This is a genomic window from Cellulomonas xylanilytica (assembly GCF_007989805.1).
GTDB lineage: Bacteria > Actinomycetota > Actinomycetes > Actinomycetales > Cellulomonadaceae > Cellulomonas > Cellulomonas xylanilytica.
On sequence record NZ_BJUB01000014.1, the window covers coordinates 73,373 to 92,425 of the forward strand.

At 71.3% G+C, this 19,053-nt stretch carries 19 protein-coding genes; 8 read left to right on the forward strand and 11 right to left on the reverse strand.

The features are described 5' to 3' along the window. Positions 1-44 precede the first annotated feature (44 nt). Positions 45-884 carry a class II glutamine amidotransferase gene (locus CXY01_RS18895; RefSeq protein WP_146930755.1) on the forward strand — a complete coding sequence of 280 codons (840 nt, stop codon included), beginning with the start codon at positions 45-47 and terminating at the stop codon, positions 882-884. Positions 885-894: 10 nt separating this feature from the next. Here the strand turns inward: CXY01_RS18895 and CXY01_RS18900 are convergent, their stop codons facing one another. Then, a complete protein-coding gene (locus CXY01_RS18900; RefSeq protein WP_146930758.1) occupies positions 895-1,287 on the reverse strand; it encodes a VOC family protein in 393 nt (130 codons plus the stop codon). A gap of 119 nt (positions 1,288-1,406) precedes the next feature. Here CXY01_RS18900 and CXY01_RS18905 point away from each other — a divergent pair, with 119 nt between their 5' ends. Beyond that, positions 1,407-1,787: a YciI family protein gene (locus CXY01_RS18905; protein WP_146930761.1), complete on the forward strand. Its 381-nt coding sequence runs from the start codon at positions 1,407-1,409 to the stop codon at positions 1,785-1,787. A 61-nt stretch (positions 1,788-1,848) separates the two neighbouring features. On the opposite strand, the gene CXY01_RS18910 is transcribed toward CXY01_RS18905, so the two are convergent. Beyond that, positions 1,849-2,226, reverse strand: coding sequence for a VOC family protein (locus CXY01_RS18910; RefSeq protein WP_146930764.1), 378 nt, complete (start codon positions 2,224-2,226; stop codon positions 1,849-1,851). 23 nt (positions 2,227-2,249) lie between these two features. Here CXY01_RS18910 and dinB point away from each other — a divergent pair, with 23 nt between their 5' ends. Beyond that, the gene (dinB, locus tag CXY01_RS18915) at positions 2,250-3,458 is read left to right on the forward strand and encodes a DNA polymerase IV (RefSeq protein ID WP_146930767.1); all 1,209 of its coding nucleotides are present in this window, start codon (positions 2,250-2,252) and stop codon (positions 3,456-3,458) included. A 55-nt stretch (positions 3,459-3,513) separates the two neighbouring features. Here the strand turns inward: dinB and CXY01_RS18920 are convergent, their stop codons facing one another. After that, entirely contained in the window at positions 3,514-4,917 is a 1,404-nt protein-coding gene (locus CXY01_RS18920; RefSeq protein ID WP_146930770.1) for a dicarboxylate/amino acid:cation symporter, read from the reverse strand. 193 nt (positions 4,918-5,110) lie between these two features. On the opposite strand from CXY01_RS18920, the gene CXY01_RS18925 reads away from it, so the two are divergent. The 4 genes from CXY01_RS18925 (at position 5,111) to CXY01_RS18940 (ending at position 9,173) form a co-directional block, all read left to right on the forward strand. Continuing rightward, positions 5,111-6,946 (forward strand): family 43 glycosylhydrolase, encoded by a 1,836-nt coding sequence (locus CXY01_RS18925; protein WP_146930773.1) that lies wholly within the window; start codon positions 5,111-5,113, stop codon positions 6,944-6,946. Between the two features lie 72 nt (positions 6,947-7,018). Then, the gene (locus CXY01_RS18930) at positions 7,019-7,891 is read left to right on the forward strand and encodes an alpha/beta fold hydrolase (RefSeq protein ID WP_146930776.1); all 873 of its coding nucleotides are present in this window, start codon (positions 7,019-7,021) and stop codon (positions 7,889-7,891) included. A 73-nt stretch (positions 7,892-7,964) separates the two neighbouring features. Further along, the gene (locus CXY01_RS18935) at positions 7,965-8,267 is read left to right on the forward strand and encodes a DUF5808 domain-containing protein (protein WP_146930779.1); all 303 of its coding nucleotides are present in this window, start codon (positions 7,965-7,967) and stop codon (positions 8,265-8,267) included. Between the two features lie 81 nt (positions 8,268-8,348). Continuing rightward, positions 8,349-9,173, forward strand: coding sequence for an alpha/beta fold hydrolase (locus CXY01_RS18940; protein WP_146930783.1), 825 nt, complete (start codon positions 8,349-8,351; stop codon positions 9,171-9,173). A 61-nt stretch (positions 9,174-9,234) separates the two neighbouring features. Here CXY01_RS18940 and CXY01_RS18945 read toward each other — a convergent pair whose 3' ends face one another. From CXY01_RS18945 to CXY01_RS18980, 8 genes are all read right to left on the reverse strand, one after another. Beyond that, complete coding sequence (locus CXY01_RS18945; RefSeq protein WP_146930786.1) at positions 9,235-10,542, reverse strand: alkaline phosphatase; 1,308 nt, start codon at positions 10,540-10,542, stop codon at positions 9,235-9,237. Positions 10,543-10,653: 111 nt separating this feature from the next. Continuing rightward, a complete protein-coding gene (locus CXY01_RS18950; RefSeq protein WP_146930789.1) occupies positions 10,654-11,640 on the reverse strand; it encodes a class I mannose-6-phosphate isomerase in 987 nt (328 codons plus the stop codon). Next, positions 11,637-12,581 (reverse strand): DUF4432 family protein, encoded by a 945-nt coding sequence (locus tag CXY01_RS18955; RefSeq protein ID WP_186813469.1) that lies wholly within the window; start codon positions 12,579-12,581, stop codon positions 11,637-11,639. Before CXY01_RS18955 ends, CXY01_RS18950 begins: the two co-directional genes overlap by 4 nt. Then, positions 12,578-13,768 (reverse strand): ADP-dependent glucokinase/phosphofructokinase, encoded by a 1,191-nt coding sequence (locus CXY01_RS18960; RefSeq protein ID WP_146930795.1) that lies wholly within the window; start codon positions 13,766-13,768, stop codon positions 12,578-12,580. The genes CXY01_RS18955 and CXY01_RS18960 overlap by 4 nt, the downstream gene beginning before the upstream one ends. 37 nt (positions 13,769-13,805) lie before the next feature. Further along, the gene (locus CXY01_RS18965; RefSeq protein ID WP_146930798.1) at positions 13,806-14,672 is read right to left on the reverse strand and encodes a ketose-bisphosphate aldolase; all 867 of its coding nucleotides are present in this window, start codon (positions 14,670-14,672) and stop codon (positions 13,806-13,808) included. A 44-nt stretch (positions 14,673-14,716) separates the two neighbouring features. Then, positions 14,717-15,601, reverse strand: coding sequence for a carbohydrate ABC transporter permease (locus tag CXY01_RS18970; RefSeq protein ID WP_246125491.1), 885 nt, complete (start codon positions 15,599-15,601; stop codon positions 14,717-14,719). A 1-nt stretch (position 15,602) separates the two neighbouring features. After that, positions 15,603-16,568 (reverse strand): carbohydrate ABC transporter permease, encoded by a 966-nt coding sequence (locus CXY01_RS18975; protein ID WP_146930920.1) that lies wholly within the window; start codon positions 16,566-16,568, stop codon positions 15,603-15,605. A gap of 80 nt (positions 16,569-16,648) precedes the next feature. Further along, entirely contained in the window at positions 16,649-17,947 is a 1,299-nt protein-coding gene (locus CXY01_RS18980) for an ABC transporter substrate-binding protein (protein WP_246125492.1), read from the reverse strand. Positions 17,948-18,229: 282 nt separating this feature from the next. Here CXY01_RS18980 and CXY01_RS18985 point away from each other — a divergent pair, with 282 nt between their 5' ends. Then, positions 18,230-19,042 carry a DeoR/GlpR family DNA-binding transcription regulator gene (locus CXY01_RS18985; RefSeq protein WP_146930801.1) on the forward strand — a complete coding sequence of 271 codons (813 nt, stop codon included), beginning with the start codon at positions 18,230-18,232 and terminating at the stop codon, positions 19,040-19,042. The last annotated feature ends 11 nt before the right edge of the window (positions 19,043-19,053 follow it).

Consider the following 19,053-nt stretch of genomic DNA (forward strand, 5'->3'; position numbering starts at 1 on the left):
GCGGGTAGGCCCCCTTCGCCGGGCCCGTGCCGAAGGAGGCCGTCGTGTGTCGTTGGCTCGCGTACACCGGATCGCCCGTCCTCATCGACGACCTGCTCTACAAGCCGACCAACTCCCTCGTCGTCCAGAGCCTGCACAGCCGGCTGGGTGCGGAGGCGACGAACGGCGACGGGGTCGGCGTCGGCTGGTACACGGAGCACTCCCCGACGCCCGGCGTGTTCCGCAGCATCGAGCCCGCCTGGAGCGACCGGAACCTGCGTGAGCTGTCCGAGCACGTCCGCTCCGGCACGGTGCTCGCGCACATCCGCGCCACGTCAGGCTCGGCCGTGCAGCAGACCAACTGCCACCCGTTCCGGCACGGACGCTGGCTCTGGATGCACAACGGCCTGCTGGCGGGGTTCGCCGCGATGAAGCGGGACCTCGTGCTCGCGATCGACCCCGACCTCTACCCGTTCATCGAGGGCTCGACGGACTCCGAGGTGCTCTTCTACCTCGCGCTGACGTTCGGGCTCCAGGACGACCCACCCGCGGCCGTGGCACGCGCGGTCGGTCTGGTCGAGGAGGTCGGCCGTACGCACGGCGTCGCGTTCCCCGTGCAGATGACGGTGTGCACCACCGACGGGCAGCGGGTGTGGGCGTTCCGGTACTCCACCGAGGGCCAGAGCCGGTCCCTCTTCCGCAACGCCGACGTCGCCGTGCTCAAGGAGCAGTACCCCGAGAACCCGGTGCTGCACGGGCTGGCGGACTGGACGCGGGTCATCGTCTCCGAGCCGCTCGGCGACCTCAAGGGCGCGTGGCACGAGGTGCCGGAGAGCACATGCCTGCTCGTCGACGCGGGGCGCGAGGAGCTGACCCCGTTCGAGCCCAGCCCGCCGTCGCGCTAGCGCGGGACGGTCACCGGTCCAGGCACAGGCAGAACGGGTGCCCGGACGGGTCCTCGTACACCCGGAACGGGTCGTCGGCGTGACCCTCCTCCTCGGGCGTACCGGTGAGCGGACGGGCACCGAGCCGGACGGCGTCGTCGTGGCCGACGGCGAGGTCCGTGACCTCCAGGTCCAGGTGCACCCGCGCACCCACCCGCCATGGCGGGACCGTGGCGTCCGAGCGCTGGAACCCGAGGCGTGCCTTGCGCTCGGGGTCGACCAGGAGGAGGAACTCGTCGCCGTCCGGGTCGGGTTCCTCGTGGCCGGGCGCGTACTCCCAGCCGAGCAGCTGCCGGTAGAACTCCGCCAGCTCTCGCGGCTCGGCGCAGTCCACCGTCGGTTGGCGCAGGTGGCGGATCGTCATGCTCAGACGGTAGGACGGGACCCGGCCGGGCGCCCACGGACTTTCGCGCCGGGAGCGTGTCGAGAACGTCAGGGCGCGCCCGTCATGAGCCGACAGCACCACCGACGCAGGAGGTCCTCATGAAGTACGTCATCCTAATCCACTCCGACCCGAAGCCGTGGGCGCACCCGACGTCCCGGTTCACCGACGAGGGCCGCGCGCTGCCCGTCGCGGAGCACGACGCGGCGGACCGCGCGTTCGACGCGCTGCTCGGGGAGCTGTCCGCGAGCGGCGAGCTGGTCACGGCGGAGGCCCTGGCGGACCCGGCGTCGGCCACGGTGTACCGCTGGCGCAGCGGCGACTCGCTGGCCAGCGAGGGCCCGTACGCCGAGACGCAGGAGCACCTCGCGGGGTTCTTCCTGGTGGACTGCGCGACGCGAGAGCGCGCCGAGGAGGTGGCCGCCCAGTTCGCCGGCCCGGGGAGCGTCGCCGAGCTGCGGCCGGCGTTCGTCTGGGAGTGACCGCGAGCGCCGGAGCGGCCCGCACCCTCGTCACGGTGCGGGCCGCTCTCGCCGGCCGGCGCTAGCCGACCGTCCGCGAGCGCGTCGCGAACTCCTCCGACTCCGGCGGCAGCAGGCAGAAGAGCAGCCCGACGGGGTCGACCATCACCGCGTAGTCGTCGTAGCGGGTGCGGACGGTGGCACCGAGCCCTTCGAGCCGCGCGATCTCCGCCTCGAGGTCGTCGGTCTCGATGTCGAGGTGGAACCGCGCGGCCGCGTCCCCGCCGAGGCTCTGCGTGGCGACGTGCGGGAGCGACGCGGCACCGCGCAGGGCCACGAACGGCTCCCCGGGGATCGGGTGCGGGGTCGCGGCGAGGGCGCCCGCCCAGAACGTGGTGACCGTGTCGATGTGGGCTGCGGGGGCGTCGATGATGACCTCGCGGAGCATGATCCGGTGCATGCGCCGACCCTAGTGTCAGACGTATGTTCGAACATGTGTTCGTGCGTTCCACCATCCTGCATGCCGACCTCGACGCCTTCTACGCGTCCGTCGAGCAGCGCGACGACCCCCGGCTGCGCAACCGGCCGGTGGCCGTCGGCGGAGGCGGTGTGATCCTGGCGGCGTCCTACGAGGCGAAGCGCCGCGGCGTGACCACACCCATGGGCGGCCGGCAGGCCCGCGCGCTGTGTCCCGGCCTGATCATCGTGCGGCCGCGGTTCGACGCCTACGTCGAGGCCAGCAAGGCCGTCTTCGAGCTGTTCCACCAGACCACCCCGCTGGTCCAGGGCGTGTCGATCGACGAGGCGTTCCTCGACGTCGGCGGACTGCACCGCATCGACGTGCCACCGGTGGACATCGCCGCGCGCCTGCGCGCCCGGGTCCGGGACGTCGTCGGCCTGCCCATCACGGTCGGCGTGGCCCGCACCCCGTTCCTGGCCAAGGTCGCCTCACGCGTGGCCAAGCCGGACGGGCTGCTGCTGGTGCTGCCCGCCGACGAGGAGTCGTTCCTCCACCCGCTGCCGGTCGAGATGCTGTGGGGCGTCGGCGAGGTGACCGCGACCAAGCTGCACGCGTACGGGCTGCGGACGGCCGGGGACGTCGCCGCACTCCCCCAGTCCGTGCTCGTGGCGGCGCTCGGACCGGCCGGTGGCCGGCACCTGTTCGCGGTCGTGCACGGGCACACCCCCGCCAAGGTGGTCGTCGGACGGTCGCGCGGGTCGATCGGTGCGCAGCGCGCGCTCGGGCACGGGCCGCACGACCAGGCCTTCGTTCGAGCCGCGCTCCTCGGTCTGGTCGACCGGGTCTGCCGGCGGATGCGCAAGGCGGACCGGATCGCGCGGACCGTCGTGCTGCGGCTGCGGTTCGAGGACTACACCAAGGTCACGCGCTCGCGGTCCCTCGCCGCCGCGACGGACTCGTCGGAGGACATCGCGGCCGTCGCCGTGGGGCTGCTGGAGGCCGCCGCGCCCCTGATCCGGGAGCGCGGGATCACGCTGGTGGGCGTCGCGCTGACCGGGCTGTCGTCCGACGAGTACGTACAGCTCGCGCTCCCGCTCGACCACCCGGACCACGGCGGGCTCGACGAGGCCGTCGACGCGGTCGCCGTGCGGTTCGGCACGCAGGCGGTGATGCGGGCGAGCCTGCTGCGGCGGGGCGAGGGGATCGCGGTGCCGCTGCTGCCGGACGCGTGAGCCCCGGTCGCGCAGGGCGACCGGGGCTCAGGCGACCGGACCGAGCCGGGTGGGCTCAGGACACCGAGGCGGGCTCGCGGCGACCGGTCGCGGTCTCGGACTCCACGTCCACCTCGATGACGTCGTCGGAGAACAGGTCCTCCGCGGAGGCGGACCTGTACTGCTCGAGGTCGAGGATCCCCTCGCGCTTGGCGACGATCGTCGGCACCAGAGCCTGTCCGGCGACGTTCACGGCGGTGCGGCCCATGTCGAGGATCGGGTCGATGGCCAGCAGCAGACCGACACCGGCCAGCGGCAGCCCGAGGGTGGACAGCGTGAGGGTGAGCATGACCACCGCACCGGTCAGGCCCGCGGTCGCGGCCGAGCCGACGACGGACACGAAGGCGATGAGCAGGTAGTCCGTGATCGACAGGTCGATGCCGAACAGCTGCGCGACGAAGATCGCCGAGATCGCCGGGTAGATCGAGGCGCAGCCGTCCATCTTGGTCGTCGCCGCGAGCGGGACCGCGAACGAGGCGTACGAGCGCGGGACGCCGAGGTTGCGCTCGACCACCCGCTGCGTGACGGGCAGCGTGCCCACGGACGAGCGGGACACGAACGCGAGCTCGATCGCGGGCCAGGCGCCGCGGAAGAAGCTGAGGATGCCGAGCCCGTTGGTCCGCAGGATCACCGGGTAGACGACGAACAGCACGAGCGCGAGGCCGACGTAGATGGCGACGGCGAAGGAGCCGAGGGGGGCGAGCAGGTCCCACCCGTAGGTCGCGACGGCGCGGCCGATGAGACCGAGCGTGCCCAGCGGTGCGAGGCGGATGACCCACCAGAGGATCTTCTGCACGACGGCGAGCGCTGAGCGCGTGAAGCCCAGGAACGGCTCGGCGGCCTTGCCGCTGCGCAGCGCGGCGATGCCGACGACGATCGCGATGACGACGATCTGCAGCACGTTGAACGAGACCGAGGTGCTCAGGGAGCCGTCGGCCTCCTGCGTGCTGGCGCCGAGCCCGAGGAAGTTGGCCGGGATCAGGCCGTTGAGGAAGTCGAGCCAGCTCCCCGTGGTGCCCACCTCGGAGCCCGCCTCGGGGCTCAGCGTGGAGTTGTTGCCGGGCTGGAAGACCAGACCGAGCCCGATGCCGATGGCTACGGAGATGGCGGCCGTGATGGCGAACCAGAGCAGCGTCTGCCAGGCGAGGCGTGCGGCGTTGGTGACCTGCTGGAGGTTGGCGATCGAGGCGACGATGGCGAGGAACACCAGCGGCGGCACGATCGTCTTGAGCAGGGTGACGAACGAGGCACCGATGGTGTCGAGCGTCGTGGTCAGCCAGTTCGGGTCACCGTCGGCGGTCGGACCCATCTGCAGGGCGACCCAGCCGAGCAGGATGCCGAGCGCGAGGCCGAGCAGGACCTGGACGGAGAAGGACGGCAGACGCGGCCGGCGCGTGCGCTGCGTGGTGGTGTCGGGCACGGGACTCCAGAAGGGTGCGCGGAGGGTGACAAACGGTGGCCGGTGATCTCCAGCCTCCGTTCGCAACAGGCGGACCCAGGGGTCTTCTTCCGAGACGGTGATCACACTCTGGACGCCGGTTTGCAACGTTGTAGAAGCGGATACATCATGGACTCGGCGAACCCCACGACGATGTGGAAGACGAGGACACCCCATGCAGCGCTCCCCCCTGGCACTGGTCCTGATCGCGATCGCGAGCGTGCTCGGGCTGGTCGGTGCGACCGCCCCCGCGACCGCCGCCCCGGCACAGCGGCCGCCGGCCGTCCGGCCCGTGGACCCCATCGCGCACGACCCGACGATGGTCAAGGAGAAGGGCTGGTACTACGTCGCCATCACCGGCGACGCGGCCTTCGACGACACGTACCTGCCGCTCAAGCGCTCCCGGGATCTGGTGCACTGGGAGGAGCTCGGCCCGGCAATCACGGAGCTGCCCGCGTGGGTCCTCGAGTCGCTCGGGGTGGCCCCCGAGAACGCGCCGCGGGACGCCTGGGCACCGGACCTGAGCTGGTCCGGGACCGAGTGGCGTCTTTACTACGCGGTGTCCCAGTTCGGCACCAACAACTCGGTGATCGGGCTGCTGACCTCGCCGACCCTGGCGGACGCCCGGTGGGAGGACCGCGGTCTCGTCGTCCGCTCGCAGCCCGGCGTCGACACGTTCAACGCGATCGACCCGAACCTGGTCACGGACGCCGACGGCGGGACCTGGTTGTCGTGGGGCTCGTTCTTCTCGGGCATCCACGTGGTGCCGGTCGACGACGCCACGGGCAAGCCCGTCGCTGGCGCGGAGCCCGTCCGGATCGCGCAACGACAGTTCGAGCCGAACGCCGAGGAGAACCCCACGATCGCGTTCCACGACGGCTACTACTACCTGTTCCTGTCCTGGGACTACTGCTGCCGCAGCGTCGAGAGCGACTACCGGACGGTCGTCGGCCGCTCCCCCAGCCTGACCGGCCCGTACGTCGACGCCGAGGGCGTCCCGCTGCTGGACGGGACGGGCGGCACCGAGGTCCTGCGCGGGTACAACGAGTTCGTCGGCGCGGGCGGCGGCGACCTGCTCATGGCGAAGAACGGGCGCACCGGGTACTTCGTGAACCACTACTACGACGCGACCGACGGCGGTGCCCCGCGCCTCAACGTCCGCACGCTCACCTGGGGTCGCGACGGCTGGCCCGTGATCAGCGACCCGATCAACCCGAGCCGCTCGATCGGCCACGGCGACGCGTTCGTGCAGATCGTGCCGCGGGACGGCACCGCGGTCGTCGAGAACGCCGGCTGCGGCTACGAGGGCGCCGACATCACGCTCGGGGAGGACCTCGACGACGCGTGCCAGCAGTGGCAGCTCTCCGACCGCGGGAACGGCACCCGGATCCTCAACCGGTTCAGCAACAACGTCGCCGAGGTGGGCGCCTGCCAGAACGTCGACGGCGGCGACGTCACGCAGTGGGGCTGGCTCGGCTTCCTGCCGGACAACGACTGCCAGCGCTGGACCTTCGCGGCGGCGGCTGACGGCTGGACGACGGTCGCGAGCGTGCTTCCCGGCGACCGGGTCTGGACGGCGCAGGGCGGCCCGGTGGCCGGCGCCGACGTCGTGATCAGCTCGCCGACCGGCAGCGCGGACCAGCAGTTCCGGTTCGAGCCCGTCGGCGACGTGCTGCTCGCCAGCCCGACGGACGGGACCCGGACGCTGGGTGCACGCTGCACGGCTCACCAGGGCCACGGGAGCGCGGTCGACTTCCAGCCGCGCGACGAGCGCGCGTGCCAGACCTGGCGCCTCGAGCCCGTGCCCGGGACCGCCGGCTACATCGTGCGCAGCGTCGAGGCGGACGTCCGGCGCGGCCAGGTCGCGTGCCTCGGCTCCGACCTGACGCTGGTCCGCGCGGGGCGCGACGGCGCCGCCTGCGGCACGTGGACCCTGCAGCCGACGGACGACGGCACCTGGTCGCTGAGCAGCGCCGGGGCGACGCAGGCGGTGCGGGTCCTGCTCCCCTGACCGGCGCGTCCGGGTCCGCGACGAGATACTAGCGAGCGCACACGCGACCCGGGCAACCGACAGGAGCACACCGTGACGAGGCCGACGACGCACACCCTGGACGTCCCCGGAGCGACCCTCACCTACGACGTCCGGGGCGCGCTCCCGGCCGCCGACGGGCGGCTCCCGCTCCTGCTCGTCGGCCAGCCGATGGACGCGTCCGGGTTCGGCACGCTGGCGTCGTACCTGTCCGACCGGACGATCGTCACGTACGACCCGCGCGGGCTTGGTCGCAGCACGCGCAGCGACGGCACCCTCGAGAACACCCCGCAGCAGCAGGCCGAGGACCTGCACCTTCTGGTGGGTGAGCTCGGGGGCACGGTCGACCTGTTCGGCAGCAGCGGCGGGGCCGTCTCGGGGCTGCACCTGGTGGCCACGCACCCCGAGGACGTCCGGACGTTCGTCGCGCACGAGCCGCCGGTCCTCTCCGTCCTGCCGGACGCCGTCCAGGCGTTCGCCGCGGAGCGACGGGTCCAGGAGACGTACCAGCAGCGTGGCTGGGGCGCCGGGATGGCGGCGTTCATCGCCCTCACCTCGGTGCAGGGCGAGTTCACCGACGACTTCGGCCGCGACCTGCCCGACCCCGCGCAGTTCGGGCTGCCGACCGACGACGACGGCTCCCGCGTCGACCCCCTGCTCTCGGGGGCGTCCAACGCCGTGACGGCCTACCGCCCGGACGTCGCCGCGCTGACCGGGGCGTCGACGCGCGTGGTCGTCGCCGGAGGCGTGGAGAGCCGGAACACGCTGACGTGGCGGACGTCGGCCGCGCTGGCCGACGCGCTGGGCCAGGAGCTCACCGTGTTCCCCAGCAACCACGGCGGGTTCCTCGGTGGCGAGTTCGGCCAGGCGGGCCAGCCGGAGGCGTTCGCGGCGCGGCTGCGCGAGGTCCTCGACGCCGCAGACTGAGTGCCTGCGGCCGTTCCGGTGGGAGCCCGGCGGGTGGACGATGGACGGATCACCGGCCGACGAAGGAGTCGAGATGGCATCGCACGACGAGCGCGCGACGGGGATGGACCTGCAGAAGGTCATCCGGCTGATCACGCTGGCCCTGGCGGTCGCCGCCGTCGTCAAGGAGCTGCGCACCCCGCCCGAGCAGCGGACGTGGAACGGCGTCCTGGGCTTCGTGCCCTACGACTTCCGTGTGCCCACCCTCGCCCGGCTGAAGCAGCGGATGTGGGACCCGGAGGGGGCACACCTGATCAGCCCCCGCGTGTTCGGCGTGGGCTGGACGCTGAACGTCGGCCGCGTGGTCGAGCTCGTCCGCCAGCGGGTGACCGCCTGACCTCAGGCGCCCTTGCGCGTGCCGCGCCCCTCGCACCTAGTCTCGGAACGTCCGCGAGACCGAGGCACGGGGAGGACGTTCATGGGCACCATCACCACGACGGACGGCACGGAGATCTTCTACAAGGACTGGGGGTCCGGGCAGCCGCTCGTGTTCAGCCACGGCTGGCCGCTGTCGGCCGACGACTGGGACACCCAAATGCTCTTCTTCCTCCAGCACGGCTACCGCGTGATCGCCCACGACCGCCGCGGCCACGGGCGCTCAACCCAGACCGGCGACGGCCACGACATGGACCACTACGCCGATGACCTGGCGGCGCTCACCGAGCACCTCGACCTGCGCGACGCCGTCCACATCGGCCACTCCACCGGCGGCGGTGAGGTGGTCCACTACATCGCCCGGCACGGCGAGAGCCGGGTGGCCAAGGCGGTGCTGATCAGCGCGGTGCCTCCGATCATGGTGCAGACCGAGGCGAACCCGGGCGGCCTGCCGAAGAGCGTCTTCGACGGCCTCCAGGAGCAGGTGGCCACCAACCGGTCGGCCTTCTACCGGGACCTGGCCGCCACCGCGTTCTACGGCTTCAACCGCCCCGGCCGGGAGCCGAACGAGGCGATCATCGAGAACTGGTGGCGCCAGGGGATGATGGGCGGCGCGAAGGCGCACTACGACGGCATCGTCGCGTTCTCCCAGACCGACTTCACCGAGGACCTGAAGAAGATCACGGTCCCCGTCCTGGTCATGCACGGCGACGACGACCAGGTGGTCCCCTACGCCGACTCGGGGCCGCTGTCCGCGGAGCTGCTGCAGAACGGGACCTTGAAGACGTACGCCGGCTTCCCGCACGGGATGCCGACCACCGAGGCCGCGACGATCAACGCGGACCTCCTGGAGTTCCTCCGGTCCTGACTCCCGCCGGACGACGAGGGCGGCCGTGGGGCCGCCCTCGTCGTGCGTCAGCCGTCAGCCGTCAGCGACGTCCTCGCATGGCGTCCAGGACCACCGTGAAGACGTCGGTGTTGTCCTGCGACCGGGCCAGCCGGTCGGCCCGCGGACCTTCTGCGGTCAACGGGGTCGCCGCCCCGGTGTGCCCACCGGTCGTCCAGTCGACCGTGAACTCCAGGTCGCTGTTCGCGATCGGGAAGGGACCGTCCTCCAGGCTCTGCGTGACGGCCGGGTCGGTGCTCGCGGTGTCGCCGGACTCGTCGGAGTCGGAGACGTTCTCGATCTGCATGCCCCCGGTCTCGTGGTCGCCGACGATGACCACCAGGGTGTCCTTGTGCTTGGCGACGTACTCCCGGACCAGCGCCACGGTCTCGTCGAGCGCCTGCCCCGCCTGGATGGTGCGCTCCGCGTTGTTGTTGTGCGCGAACTCGTCGATGGCCTCCTCCTCGACCATGAGGAAGAAGCCGTGCCGGTCGCGGGACAGCACGTCGAGGGCCTTGGCGGTCATCGTCGTGAGCGGGACCACCGGGGCGTACTCGTCACCCTGCCCCTCGGGGAACTGCTCGAACATCTCCTCGTTCGCGAACAGGCCGAGGACCTTGTCCGACCGGGTCGCCGCGAGCTCGTCGGGGGTGCTGACGTAGTCGTAGCCCGCCCCCTCCGCCAGCTCGACGAGGTTGCCGATGGTGCTCTTGCTTTCCTCGGGCCGCGGGTCGGCCGGGTCGTCCGGGTAGGCGCCCGGGTCGCCCACGGGGTACCACCAGTCCTCGCCGCCGCCCAGGATGACGTCGGGCCCGGTCTCCTCGATGAACTGCCGCGCGATCTCGCTCTGGTCGCCGCGGTCGGGCACGTGCGAGCCGAAGGCGGCGGGGGTCGCGTCGGTGACCTGGGCGGTGGTGACGAGGCCGGTCGCCTTGCGCAGGTCCGTGGCGTGCTCGAGCAGCGTCTTGACGGAGTTGCCGTCGATGTCGACGGACACCGCGCCGTTGTACGTGCGGACGCCCGTGGCGAACGCGGTCGCGGCGGCGGCCGAGTCGGTGACGGCCTCCTCCGGGTCCAGCGAGTCGGTGTGCGTCCAGCCGGCGTAGCGCAGCGAGTCCATCTGCAGCTCGCCGTCCTGGCCGACCGTGGCCAGCCGCGTGGCCTCACGCGCCGCGATGCTCAGGCCGTCACCGACCATGAAGATCACGTTCTTGGCGACGGCCCTGTCCCCGCCGCGCCCGTGGTCGCGCCCGTCGCGGTCACCTCCGCCGGCGATCCCGCTCGTCGTGAGCCCTGCGGCGAGCACGGCAGCGGTGCCGGCTCCTACCCATGTGCGTCGTGAGCTGTGCATCGTGCGCCGTCCCTCGGTCGAACTTCGTCGTCCACCTCGACGTCGGCCGGGTTCTCGACCGTGCCGTCCATCGTTCGACCGTTCGGGCGAACGCGCATCCCGGGGCGGCACCTAGGGACGAGGCGGTCGGCAGACGACGACCCGCAGGTCGTCGCCGTCCAGCGTCACGGGCCCGGCCGCGGCGGGCAGGAGCACCGTCTGCCCGCGCCGGAGCGCCGACGTCGCACCCCCGGCGGCGAGCGTGCCGGCGCCGTCGACCACGACGAGAACCGCGAGCCCCGCGTCCAGGCCCCGCGGACCGGTCCACCGCTCCACGCGGAAGAAGCTCGCCGCGTCGGGGAGCAGGTCTCCCGACGATGCCGCGGTGGCGCCGCGCAGGCGCGCGATCTCGTCGGCGGACCACCCGCGGCGGTCGACGGCGGCCAGGGCGACGTCGAACCCGAGGCCGAGGTGAGCGTCGGCGTCGCCGTCGATCCGGAACCCGGACCACTCCAGCAGGATCGACAGGTCGGTGGGCTCCTGCAGCTCCACGACGAGCGCGCCCTGCCCGATCGCGTGCGGGAGCCCCGCGGGGACCAGCACCGCGTCCCCCGCGGCGAGGTCGAGCACGTGCATCGCGTCGAGCATCGCGTCCGTGTCCTGCGTCCGCACCCAGCCCGCCAGCTCGTCGACACCGACGTCGCGCGTGAACCCGAGGTGCACCCGGGCGGGCTCGAGCACCACCCACGCCTCGGTCTTGCCGTGCGCGAGCCCGAGGTGCTCGGCGGCGAACGCCACGTCGGGGTGGGCGTGCACGGGCAGGCGCTCGCCCGCGTCGAGCAGCTTGACCAGCAGCGCCGGGTCCGCGCCGAACGCGGCGACGTGCTCGGCGCCGAGCCACGCCTCGGGGTCGGCCTCGATGGCGTCGCGCAGCAGCCGTCCGTCCGGCAGCACGGTCAGCCCGACGGGCTCCTGCCCGAACACCGACGTCGCCGACGCCACCCAGTCCTCGGGCTCGTGGCTCGCCGCCGGCCCGGTGCCGCGCAGGGCCGCGATCTGCCGGCCTCCCGCGTAGAACCGGTCGGCGGGCTGGTTGGCGGGCAGGTACAGCGGCTTCATCCGACTCCTTCGACGGCGATGCGGACGCCTGTGGTCCAGGACTCGCCTGGTTCGAGCACGGGCGCACCGGCACTCGGCAGCTCCCGCTCGGGGCCGAACAGCGGGGCGTTGGTCGGTTCGACGCCGAGGACGTACGCGCCCCGCGCGGGCCAGCTCCACGTGCACAGCCGGGGCAGGGTCGCGCCGGTCCAGGTCACGACCACGTCGGGGTGCTCGTCGTCGCCGACGAGGGTGGCCCGGGCCCCGCGGACGCCGAGATGCTCGGCGACCACCGGGGCCAGACCGGGCCCCGGCTCGGGCGTGACCAGCGGGTGCCGATCCTCCGGGAGCGGCTCCCGGACGACCCACTCGTCGGCGTCCACGTCCAGGCGCACGCCCGGTCGCAGCAGCGGAGCCCCGAGGTTCACGTGGTAGAGCAGCGGGACGCCCACGGGCTGGTCGCCGACGTTGCGGACGACGTCGCGCACCTCGACCGCCGGTGTCCCCGTGGACGCGACGACCTCGCGCTCGACGAGGATCCGCGGCCCGCCCAGCGACGTGTGCGCGACCACCCCGCGGACGACCACCGTCCAGCCCTGCTCGGTGCGCTCGCGGGACCAGTGCACGTCGGTCGCCGGGGTCAGGTGGTGGGTGCCGTGCTGGCCCGACGAGCCGCGCGGCTCGCCGATGTTGTCCGGTCCGCACGTGGCCAGGAGCCCGCCGAGGAAGCGCGACTCCCAGTCGCGACCCGGACCCGGGTCGACGGGGTTCGGGGAGCGCCACGCGACGGGCGTCGAGCCCCACCACGTCGCCCCGAGGTCCAGTCCCCGGTCGGGCAGGACGTCGAACGCGAGCCCGCCGGCCAGGCGCACCGCGATCACGCCGTCGTGCACGTCGACGCTCGCCAGCGCGTCCGGCTGCGCGACCCGACCGTCGTCGGTGAGCGCGCCCCAGGCCGTCACGGCCGGGCCAGCGCGGCGAGGAAGCCGCCCACGAAGGAGTCGCCCAGCCCGATCGTCGTGGGCCGCGCGACGTCGCTGAGGTCGAGGGCAGGCACCACGCACGCGTCGGGGCCGAGCAGGTGGGTCACCTCCGTCGTGAGCGCCTGCGTCGACGCGCGCGGGCTCATCGCGCCGGTGTCCGCGTAGTCGTCGGCGGTGAAGCCGTCACCCAGCCGGTACCGCGTGCTCGCCATGGTGATCCCTCCGAGGAGTGCGGGGCCCAGGGCCGCCGCCCGCTGCCCGACGGCCAGCGCCCAGTACTTCGTGTGCACCACCAGCGTGGGCGCAGGGACCAGCTGGTGCAGCTCGACGACCGCCTTCGCGACCGTCGCCGCGTCGAGCAGGTCGACCTGGCGGCCCAGGTACGCCTGCATCTCGTCCTCGTTGAGGCTGTAGACGTCGGCCGTCCACACCATCTCGTCGCGCACCCGCCGGCTCAGCTCGGGCACGTGGTACCCCGCGTCCTCGAACACGACGAGCGCGTCCGGGGGCATGGCCCGCATCGCGTCGCGCACCTGGAGCAACCGTGACTCCAGGGTCGCCGGGTCCTGGATGACGTTGAACGACGACAGCAGGAACACGTCGGCCGTGCGCAGCGCGTCGGCCAGGTCGGCCGCGATGCGCAGCTCACGGTGCGGCGGGTCGTTGGCGTAGATGATGCGGTTCGGGTGCGGGGCGACCAGCTCGGCGTCGCCCACCCGGACCCGCGCACCGGCGGGGTACTGCACGATCAGGTGCGGGTCGCGCGAGTCCTGCACGGCGCTCGAGACGTGGTCGACGGACGACGGGAGCAGCCGGCGCACGGTGTCGTCGATGGACACCAGGTGCAGGGTGCTCGACAGCCCCAGCACGTCCATCGCGATCGCCGCCCGCACGCACGTCCCGCCGAGCGTGACCTCGGTGTCGAACCGCGCGGCCACGGCCTCGACGATGTCGGAGGAGGCGACGAACCGCTCTCCCCCGACACCGTCGCGGACGAACGCGAGCAGGCTTCGCACCAGGTCGCGCACGGAGTCGACGGGGGTGGCCAGGTCGAGGTCCTCCGGGCCGATCCCGTGCTCCGCGGCGAGCCGCTCGAGCACCGCCGGGTCCCAGCGGAGCTCGTAGTCGACCGTCCCACCCATGCCCAGCACGAACCTCGTGCTCATCGGCCGGCTGCTCCTTCTCGCGTCGTCGTGCCGGTCGTCAGTACAGGTCGGCCTTGCCGGCGGCGTCGAACAGCTGGATCTTCTGCGCGGCGACCTCCTGCATCGCGGCGATGCACGGCGGCTGGATGCTGTTGGGCTCGCGCAGCGACGTGTCCGCCAGGACCTCGCGCATCTTGTCGTGGTACGCGACCTTGATGTCGCTCGAGATGTTGATCTTGTTCACGCCGAGCTTGACCGACTGGCCGATCTCGTCGTCCGGGTTGCCGGAGCCGCCGTGCAGGACCAGCGGGATGGGCAGCAGCGCCTTGATCTGCTGCAGGAGGTCGAGCTTCAGCTGCGGGGTCACGTGCTTGGGGTACAGGCCGTGCGCGGTGCGGATCGCGATCGCGAGGCTGTCCACGCCGGTGCGCTCGACGTACTCGACGGCCTCGGCCGGGTCGGTGAACGCGATCTGGGAGACCAGCACGCCGTCCTCGGCCTGCTCGTCGAGCTTGCCGATGGTGCCCAGCTCGCCCTCGACCGACAGGCCGACGGCGTGCGCGGTGTCGACGACCTTCCTGGTGATCGCGACGTTGTCCTCGAACGGCTCCATGGACGCGTCGATCATGGCGGAGGTGAACCCGAGCTGGATGGCCTCGAGCACCTGCTCGTAGGTGCCGCCGTGGTCCCAGTGGATCGCCACCGGCACCGACGAGCGGTGCGCGCGCTGGATGAGCGCGGCGAGGGCGTCGCCACCGATGTGGGACACCTCGTCGGGGTGGATGGCGACGATGAGCGGCGCGTGCAGCCGCTCGGAGATCTCGAAGATCCCCTTGCCCATCGCGTAGTCGCTGATGTTGAAGGCGGGGATGGCGAAGTAGTTCTCGTTCGCCACCGCGAGCAGGTCTCGGCCGTTCAGGAGCATGGTGCAGTCAACTTTCCTGTGTGGTGTTCTTCGGAGTGGGGGGTCTAGATCTTCACGGCGCCGGCGGTCATCCCCCCGATGAAGTAGCGCTGGAAGAAGAGAAAGAGAATGAGAACAGGAATGCAGCCGAGAATGCTCATGGCCATCATCTCGTTCCACTCGTACGAGTGCTGGCCCATGAGGAGCTGGATGCCGATGGGCACCGTCCGCATGTCCTCGGTCCTGGTCAGCGTCAACGCGAACAGGAACTCGTTCCAGCAGATCATGAACGTGTACACGCCGACGGACACCAGACCCGGCACGGAGATGGGCATGAGAATGCGCCACAATGCGGTCAGCGGGCCGGCGCCATCCACCTTCACGGCCTCGTCGAGCTCTTTGGGAAGGGTATTGAAATACCCCGTCATCATGATGATCGCGTACGGCAGCGTGAACACCATGTAGGTGAGGATCAGGCCCTGGTAGGTGTTGTAGAGCTTGAGCGCCACCACCAGCCCGAAGTACGGGATCAGCAGCGTGATGGGCGGCACGGCCTGCACCGAGACGACGACGACGTTGATCGTCTTCTTGCCCCAGAACTCGTACCGGCTGAACGCGTAGGCGGCGTGCACCGCCACGACCAGCGACAGCGCGGTCACCGACAGGGCGATCACGTAGCTGTTGAAGAAGAACCGCAGCTTGGTCGGGTCGGTGAGGATCGTCGTGTACGCGTCGAACGAGAAGCCGGGCGTGATGAGGCGCGGGGGGAACTCGAAGATCTCCGGGTTGGTCTTGAACGAGCTCGACAGCATCCACACCACGGGCAGCGCCGCGAAGCACGCGCCCAGGACCAGCGCGACGACGAGCGCAGCGCGCTGACCCGTCTTCTTCGGTGGGGTGCGCAGCACGGGCTGCTCGGAGGTGCGAGCGCGGGTGGCCAGCGTGGTCATGTCAGTCCCTCGCCTTCTGGTGCCGCACGTAGAAGAACGCGAGGACCATCGACATGAGGAGCACGAGGACCGCGGACGCCGAGGCGACGGAGAACTCGTACTCGGTGAACGCGAGCTTGTAGGTGAAGGTCGACAGGACCTCGGTCGAGTTGATCGGCCCGCCGCCGGTGGTCATCCAGATGAGCGCGAACTGCTGCGTGGTCCAGATGAAGTCCAGCAGCGCCATCGAGATGATGATCGGCCGCAGCTGCGGCAGCGTGACGTTGCGGAACTGCGCCACCACACCGGCGCCGTCGACCTTCGCGGCCTCGTACAGGTCGCGGGGAATGCCTTGCAGGCCGGCCAGCAGCGAGATCATGAAGAACGGGTAGCCGGACCAGATGTTGATGAACGTGACCGCGGCGAGCGCCGTCGACGGGTTGGCCAGCCACTCGGTCGAGCCGTCCGTGATCCCGGCGGTGCCGAGCAGGTAGTTGACGACGCCGTTGGGGCTGAGCAGCAGGCGCCACAGCACCGCGACGATGGCCACGGTGAACAGCCACGGCAGGATGTACAGCACCCGGAAGAACGCCTTGGTGCGGTCCTTCAGCAGCGGCGAGTTGAGCATCAGCGCGAACGCCAGGCCGATCACGAAGTGCACGATCACCGAGGAGATGGTGAACACGAGGGTGTTGCGCACCGCGGTGAAGAACACCGGGTCGGTCAGCACCTCGAGGTAGTTCTCGAAGCCCACGAACGCGGGGTTCTTGTTGGTGATCACCCGGTCGAGCAGCGAGTAGCTGACGACCATGACGATCGGCGTGATCATCAGGATGATCAGCAGCACGCCGGTCGGGCTGAGGAATCCGTAGGGCGTCAGCGTCCGCCGGATCCGGCCGATCCTGCGGGTCCGGGCGGAGTCTGCACCCGGCGGCGGGGCGGCCTGGACGGGCCGCGGCTCCGCCGCGGGGCGGGTGGTGGATGACATGGTCACGTGGCTCTCTCCCTGGGGGCGGGCCGCGCCGGCTGTGCGAGTCCGGTGCGGCCCCGGAGTTCCGGGCTGGTGGCCTAGAACTCCTCCTCCCACTTGGTCTGGGCCGCGGCGAGCGCGTCCTGCATCGACTGCTGGCCGTCCAGCGCCTTCTGGAACTCCTCACCGAAGTCCCGCATGAGCTGCTCGGCGACGGGCAGACCGGTGAACTCGTTGGCCGGGAAGCCGGACTGGTAGATCTCGAACGCGGTGCCGAACAGCTCGTCCTCCTCGACGAAGTCGGGGACGGAGGTCGTGTTGCCCGGGAAGGCGTTGGCGATCGACGACAGCTCGCTGTTGACGGACTCGCTCATCAGGAACTCGACGAGCTTGAACGCCTCCTCCTTGTGCTCGGAGTTCTCGGCGATGCCGATGCCCCAGGAGGCGTAGGGGATGCCGCGCTCGCCCGTGTACCCGTCCTCGGCCGGGATCGCCGAGATGCTGAAGTCCAGGTCCGGGTTGGACTCGCGGATGAGGTTCACGTGGGCGAGGGAGTCGATCATCATGCCGACCCGGCCGTTGCTGAACTCCTCGACCTTGTCCTGCTCCTTCATGGTGAACGACCCGGGCGCGATGACGCCGTCGTCCCACATGCCCTGGATGTAGTCCGTGGCGCTGGTGACGTCCTCGTTGTCGGTCAGCGCGGGCTGGCCGTCGTCGAGCATCGAGCCACCCGATGCCCAGACCCAGGACATGACGTCGTTCTGGATGCCGTTGGGGGCCTCGAGCGACAGCGGCAGGATCCAGCCGTAGGTGCTGTCGGTGGTGATCTTGGCGGCCGCGTCCGCGAACTCGGTGCGGGTGGCCGGCGGCGCCGTGACCCCGGCGCCGGCGAGCAGGGCGTCGTTGGTGAACATCGGGTAGACGAAGTTGACCACCGGGATCATGTACGTCTTGTCGTCCACCTTGACCTGGCTGGCCAGCTGCGACTCGTCGTAGCCCGCGTCGGACATGACCGCGGACAGGTCCGTGATCGCACCCTGGTCGGCGAAGTCGCTGACCCAGGCGCCGTCCAGCCCGACGACGTCCGACATGGTGCCGGCGGCGGCACCGGCGACCACCTGCTCCTTGGTCGAGGCGTAGGGGCCCGACAGCAGGTCGACCGTGATGCCCGGGTTCTCCTCCTCGAACTGGTCCATCAGCTCGCGGAACGCACCGTCGGGGAGCTCGGGCTCCCACCACTGCGAGAACTCGAGGGTGACGTCCTCTCCCGAGTCCGAGTCCGAGCCTGTGTCCGCGTCGCCCCCACCGGAGCATGCCGCGAGCGCGAGTGACGCGACCGCGGTGAGTGCAATGAAGCGTCCAACGTGAGCGCCCTTGCCCATGACTCTCCCCATCTCCCGATCCTGCCGCTTCGTGCGACTGTCTGCGCACTTTTGCGGGTTTACGCCAAAGTAGACCCGGAGATCTGCGTCGTCAAGCGGTGTATGTCCGTCGCGACCGCTTTCGCACGCCACCCCTCTCCCAGCCAGCGCGAGGTCACGACCTGGTGCATCGCTCTGAACTGCGCGGATGACCGGATCCGCCGCTCGCGTCAGCGTCCCTGCGGGTTTCCGCGGAACTCGCAGTACGCCTGCGGTTTCTCGCACAAAGCCGCATCCCTGTGGTTCAGTACTCCCATGTCTGCGACCTCCGACGGCTCCGCCCGCCGCCTGCCCGCGGGCCGCAAGGCCGCGCTCGCGGCCTATGTCGCCGAGCAGGGCCAGGTGACGGTGGCGGACCTCGCCGAGCGGTTCGACGTCTCTCCCGACACCATCCGCCGGGATCTCGACGCGCTGGACGGGGACGGCGTGCTCATCCGCACGCACGGCGGCGCCATCAGCCCCCAGGCGGTCCCCCGGCCCGACACCGGGGTCGACGTCCGGATGCGGATCCAGACATCGGCCAAGGACCAGATCGGGGCCCTCGCCGCAGCCCTCGTGCCCGACGGTGCGTCGCTCATGATCAACGCCGGGACGACGACGCTCGCGGTGGCCCGCCACCTGTCCGAGCACCGCGACCTCACCGTCGCCACGAACTCCCTGCGCATGCCGACGGAGCTCAGCCCCTTCGCCTTCCGCGACCTCTACGTGTTCGGGGGCGTCGTCCGGCTCAGCGCGCAGGGCACCGTCGGCGCCGTGGCCTTCCCCAGCGAGAACGGCACCGACCGCGACATCCGCTGCGACCTGGCGCTCATCGGCGTCGGGGCCGTCAACGCGGACGCCGGCTACTCGACGAGCAACCTCGGCGAGGCCGCGATGATGAGCGAGATGATGAACCGCTCCGCGCGCGTCGCCGTCCTCGCGGACTCCACCAAGTTCGGCCGCCGCCTGTTCGCGCAGATCGCGGAGCTCGGTCGCGCCGACTACCTGGTGACCGACTCGGCGCCGCCCCCGGACCTGGCCGCGGCACTGGACGCTGCGGGCGTCGAGGTCCTCGTTCCCGCGACCTGAGGAGCCCGCCG

What these genes read in the sequence shown, in the direction of transcription:
- CXY01_RS18935 (WP_146930779.1), top strand. Translation starts at nt 7,965, where the DNA reads ATGGCATCGCACGACGAGCGCGCGACGGGGATGGACCTGCAGAAGGTC.
- CXY01_RS18910 (WP_146930764.1), bottom strand. Translation starts at nt 2,226, where the DNA reads ATGCACCGGATCATGCTCCGCGAGGTCATCATCGACGCCCCCGCAGCC.
- CXY01_RS18925 (WP_146930773.1), top strand. Translation starts at nt 5,111, where the DNA reads ATGCAGCGCTCCCCCCTGGCACTGGTCCTGATCGCGATCGCGAGCGTG.
- CXY01_RS18985 (WP_146930801.1), top strand. Translation starts at nt 18,230, where the DNA reads ATGTCTGCGACCTCCGACGGCTCCGCCCGCCGCCTGCCCGCGGGCCGC.
- CXY01_RS18945 (WP_146930786.1), bottom strand. Translation starts at nt 10,542, where the DNA reads ATGCACAGCTCACGACGCACATGGGTAGGAGCCGGCACCGCTGCCGTG.
- CXY01_RS18900 (WP_146930758.1), bottom strand. Translation starts at nt 1,287, where the DNA reads ATGACGATCCGCCACCTGCGCCAACCGACGGTGGACTGCGCCGAGCCG.
- CXY01_RS18975 (WP_146930920.1), bottom strand. Translation starts at nt 16,568, where the DNA reads ATGTCATCCACCACCCGCCCCGCGGCGGAGCCGCGGCCCGTCCAGGCC.
- dinB (WP_146930767.1), top strand. Translation starts at nt 2,250, where the DNA reads ATGTTCGAACATGTGTTCGTGCGTTCCACCATCCTGCATGCCGACCTC.
- CXY01_RS18960 (WP_146930795.1), bottom strand. Translation starts at nt 13,768, where the DNA reads ATGAGCACGAGGTTCGTGCTGGGCATGGGTGGGACGGTCGACTACGAG.
- CXY01_RS18940 (WP_146930783.1), top strand. Translation starts at nt 8,349, where the DNA reads ATGGGCACCATCACCACGACGGACGGCACGGAGATCTTCTACAAGGAC.
- CXY01_RS18950 (WP_146930789.1), bottom strand. Translation starts at nt 11,640, where the DNA reads ATGAAGCCGCTGTACCTGCCCGCCAACCAGCCCGCCGACCGGTTCTAC.
- CXY01_RS18980 (WP_246125492.1), bottom strand. Translation starts at nt 17,947, where the DNA reads ATGGGGAGAGTCATGGGCAAGGGCGCTCACGTTGGACGCTTCATTGCA.
- CXY01_RS18970 (WP_246125491.1), bottom strand. Translation starts at nt 15,601, where the DNA reads ATGACCACGCTGGCCACCCGCGCTCGCACCTCCGAGCAGCCCGTGCTG.
- CXY01_RS18905 (WP_146930761.1), top strand. Translation starts at nt 1,407, where the DNA reads ATGAAGTACGTCATCCTAATCCACTCCGACCCGAAGCCGTGGGCGCAC.
- CXY01_RS18965 (WP_146930798.1), bottom strand. Translation starts at nt 14,672, where the DNA reads ATGCTCCTGAACGGCCGAGACCTGCTCGCGGTGGCGAACGAGAACTAC.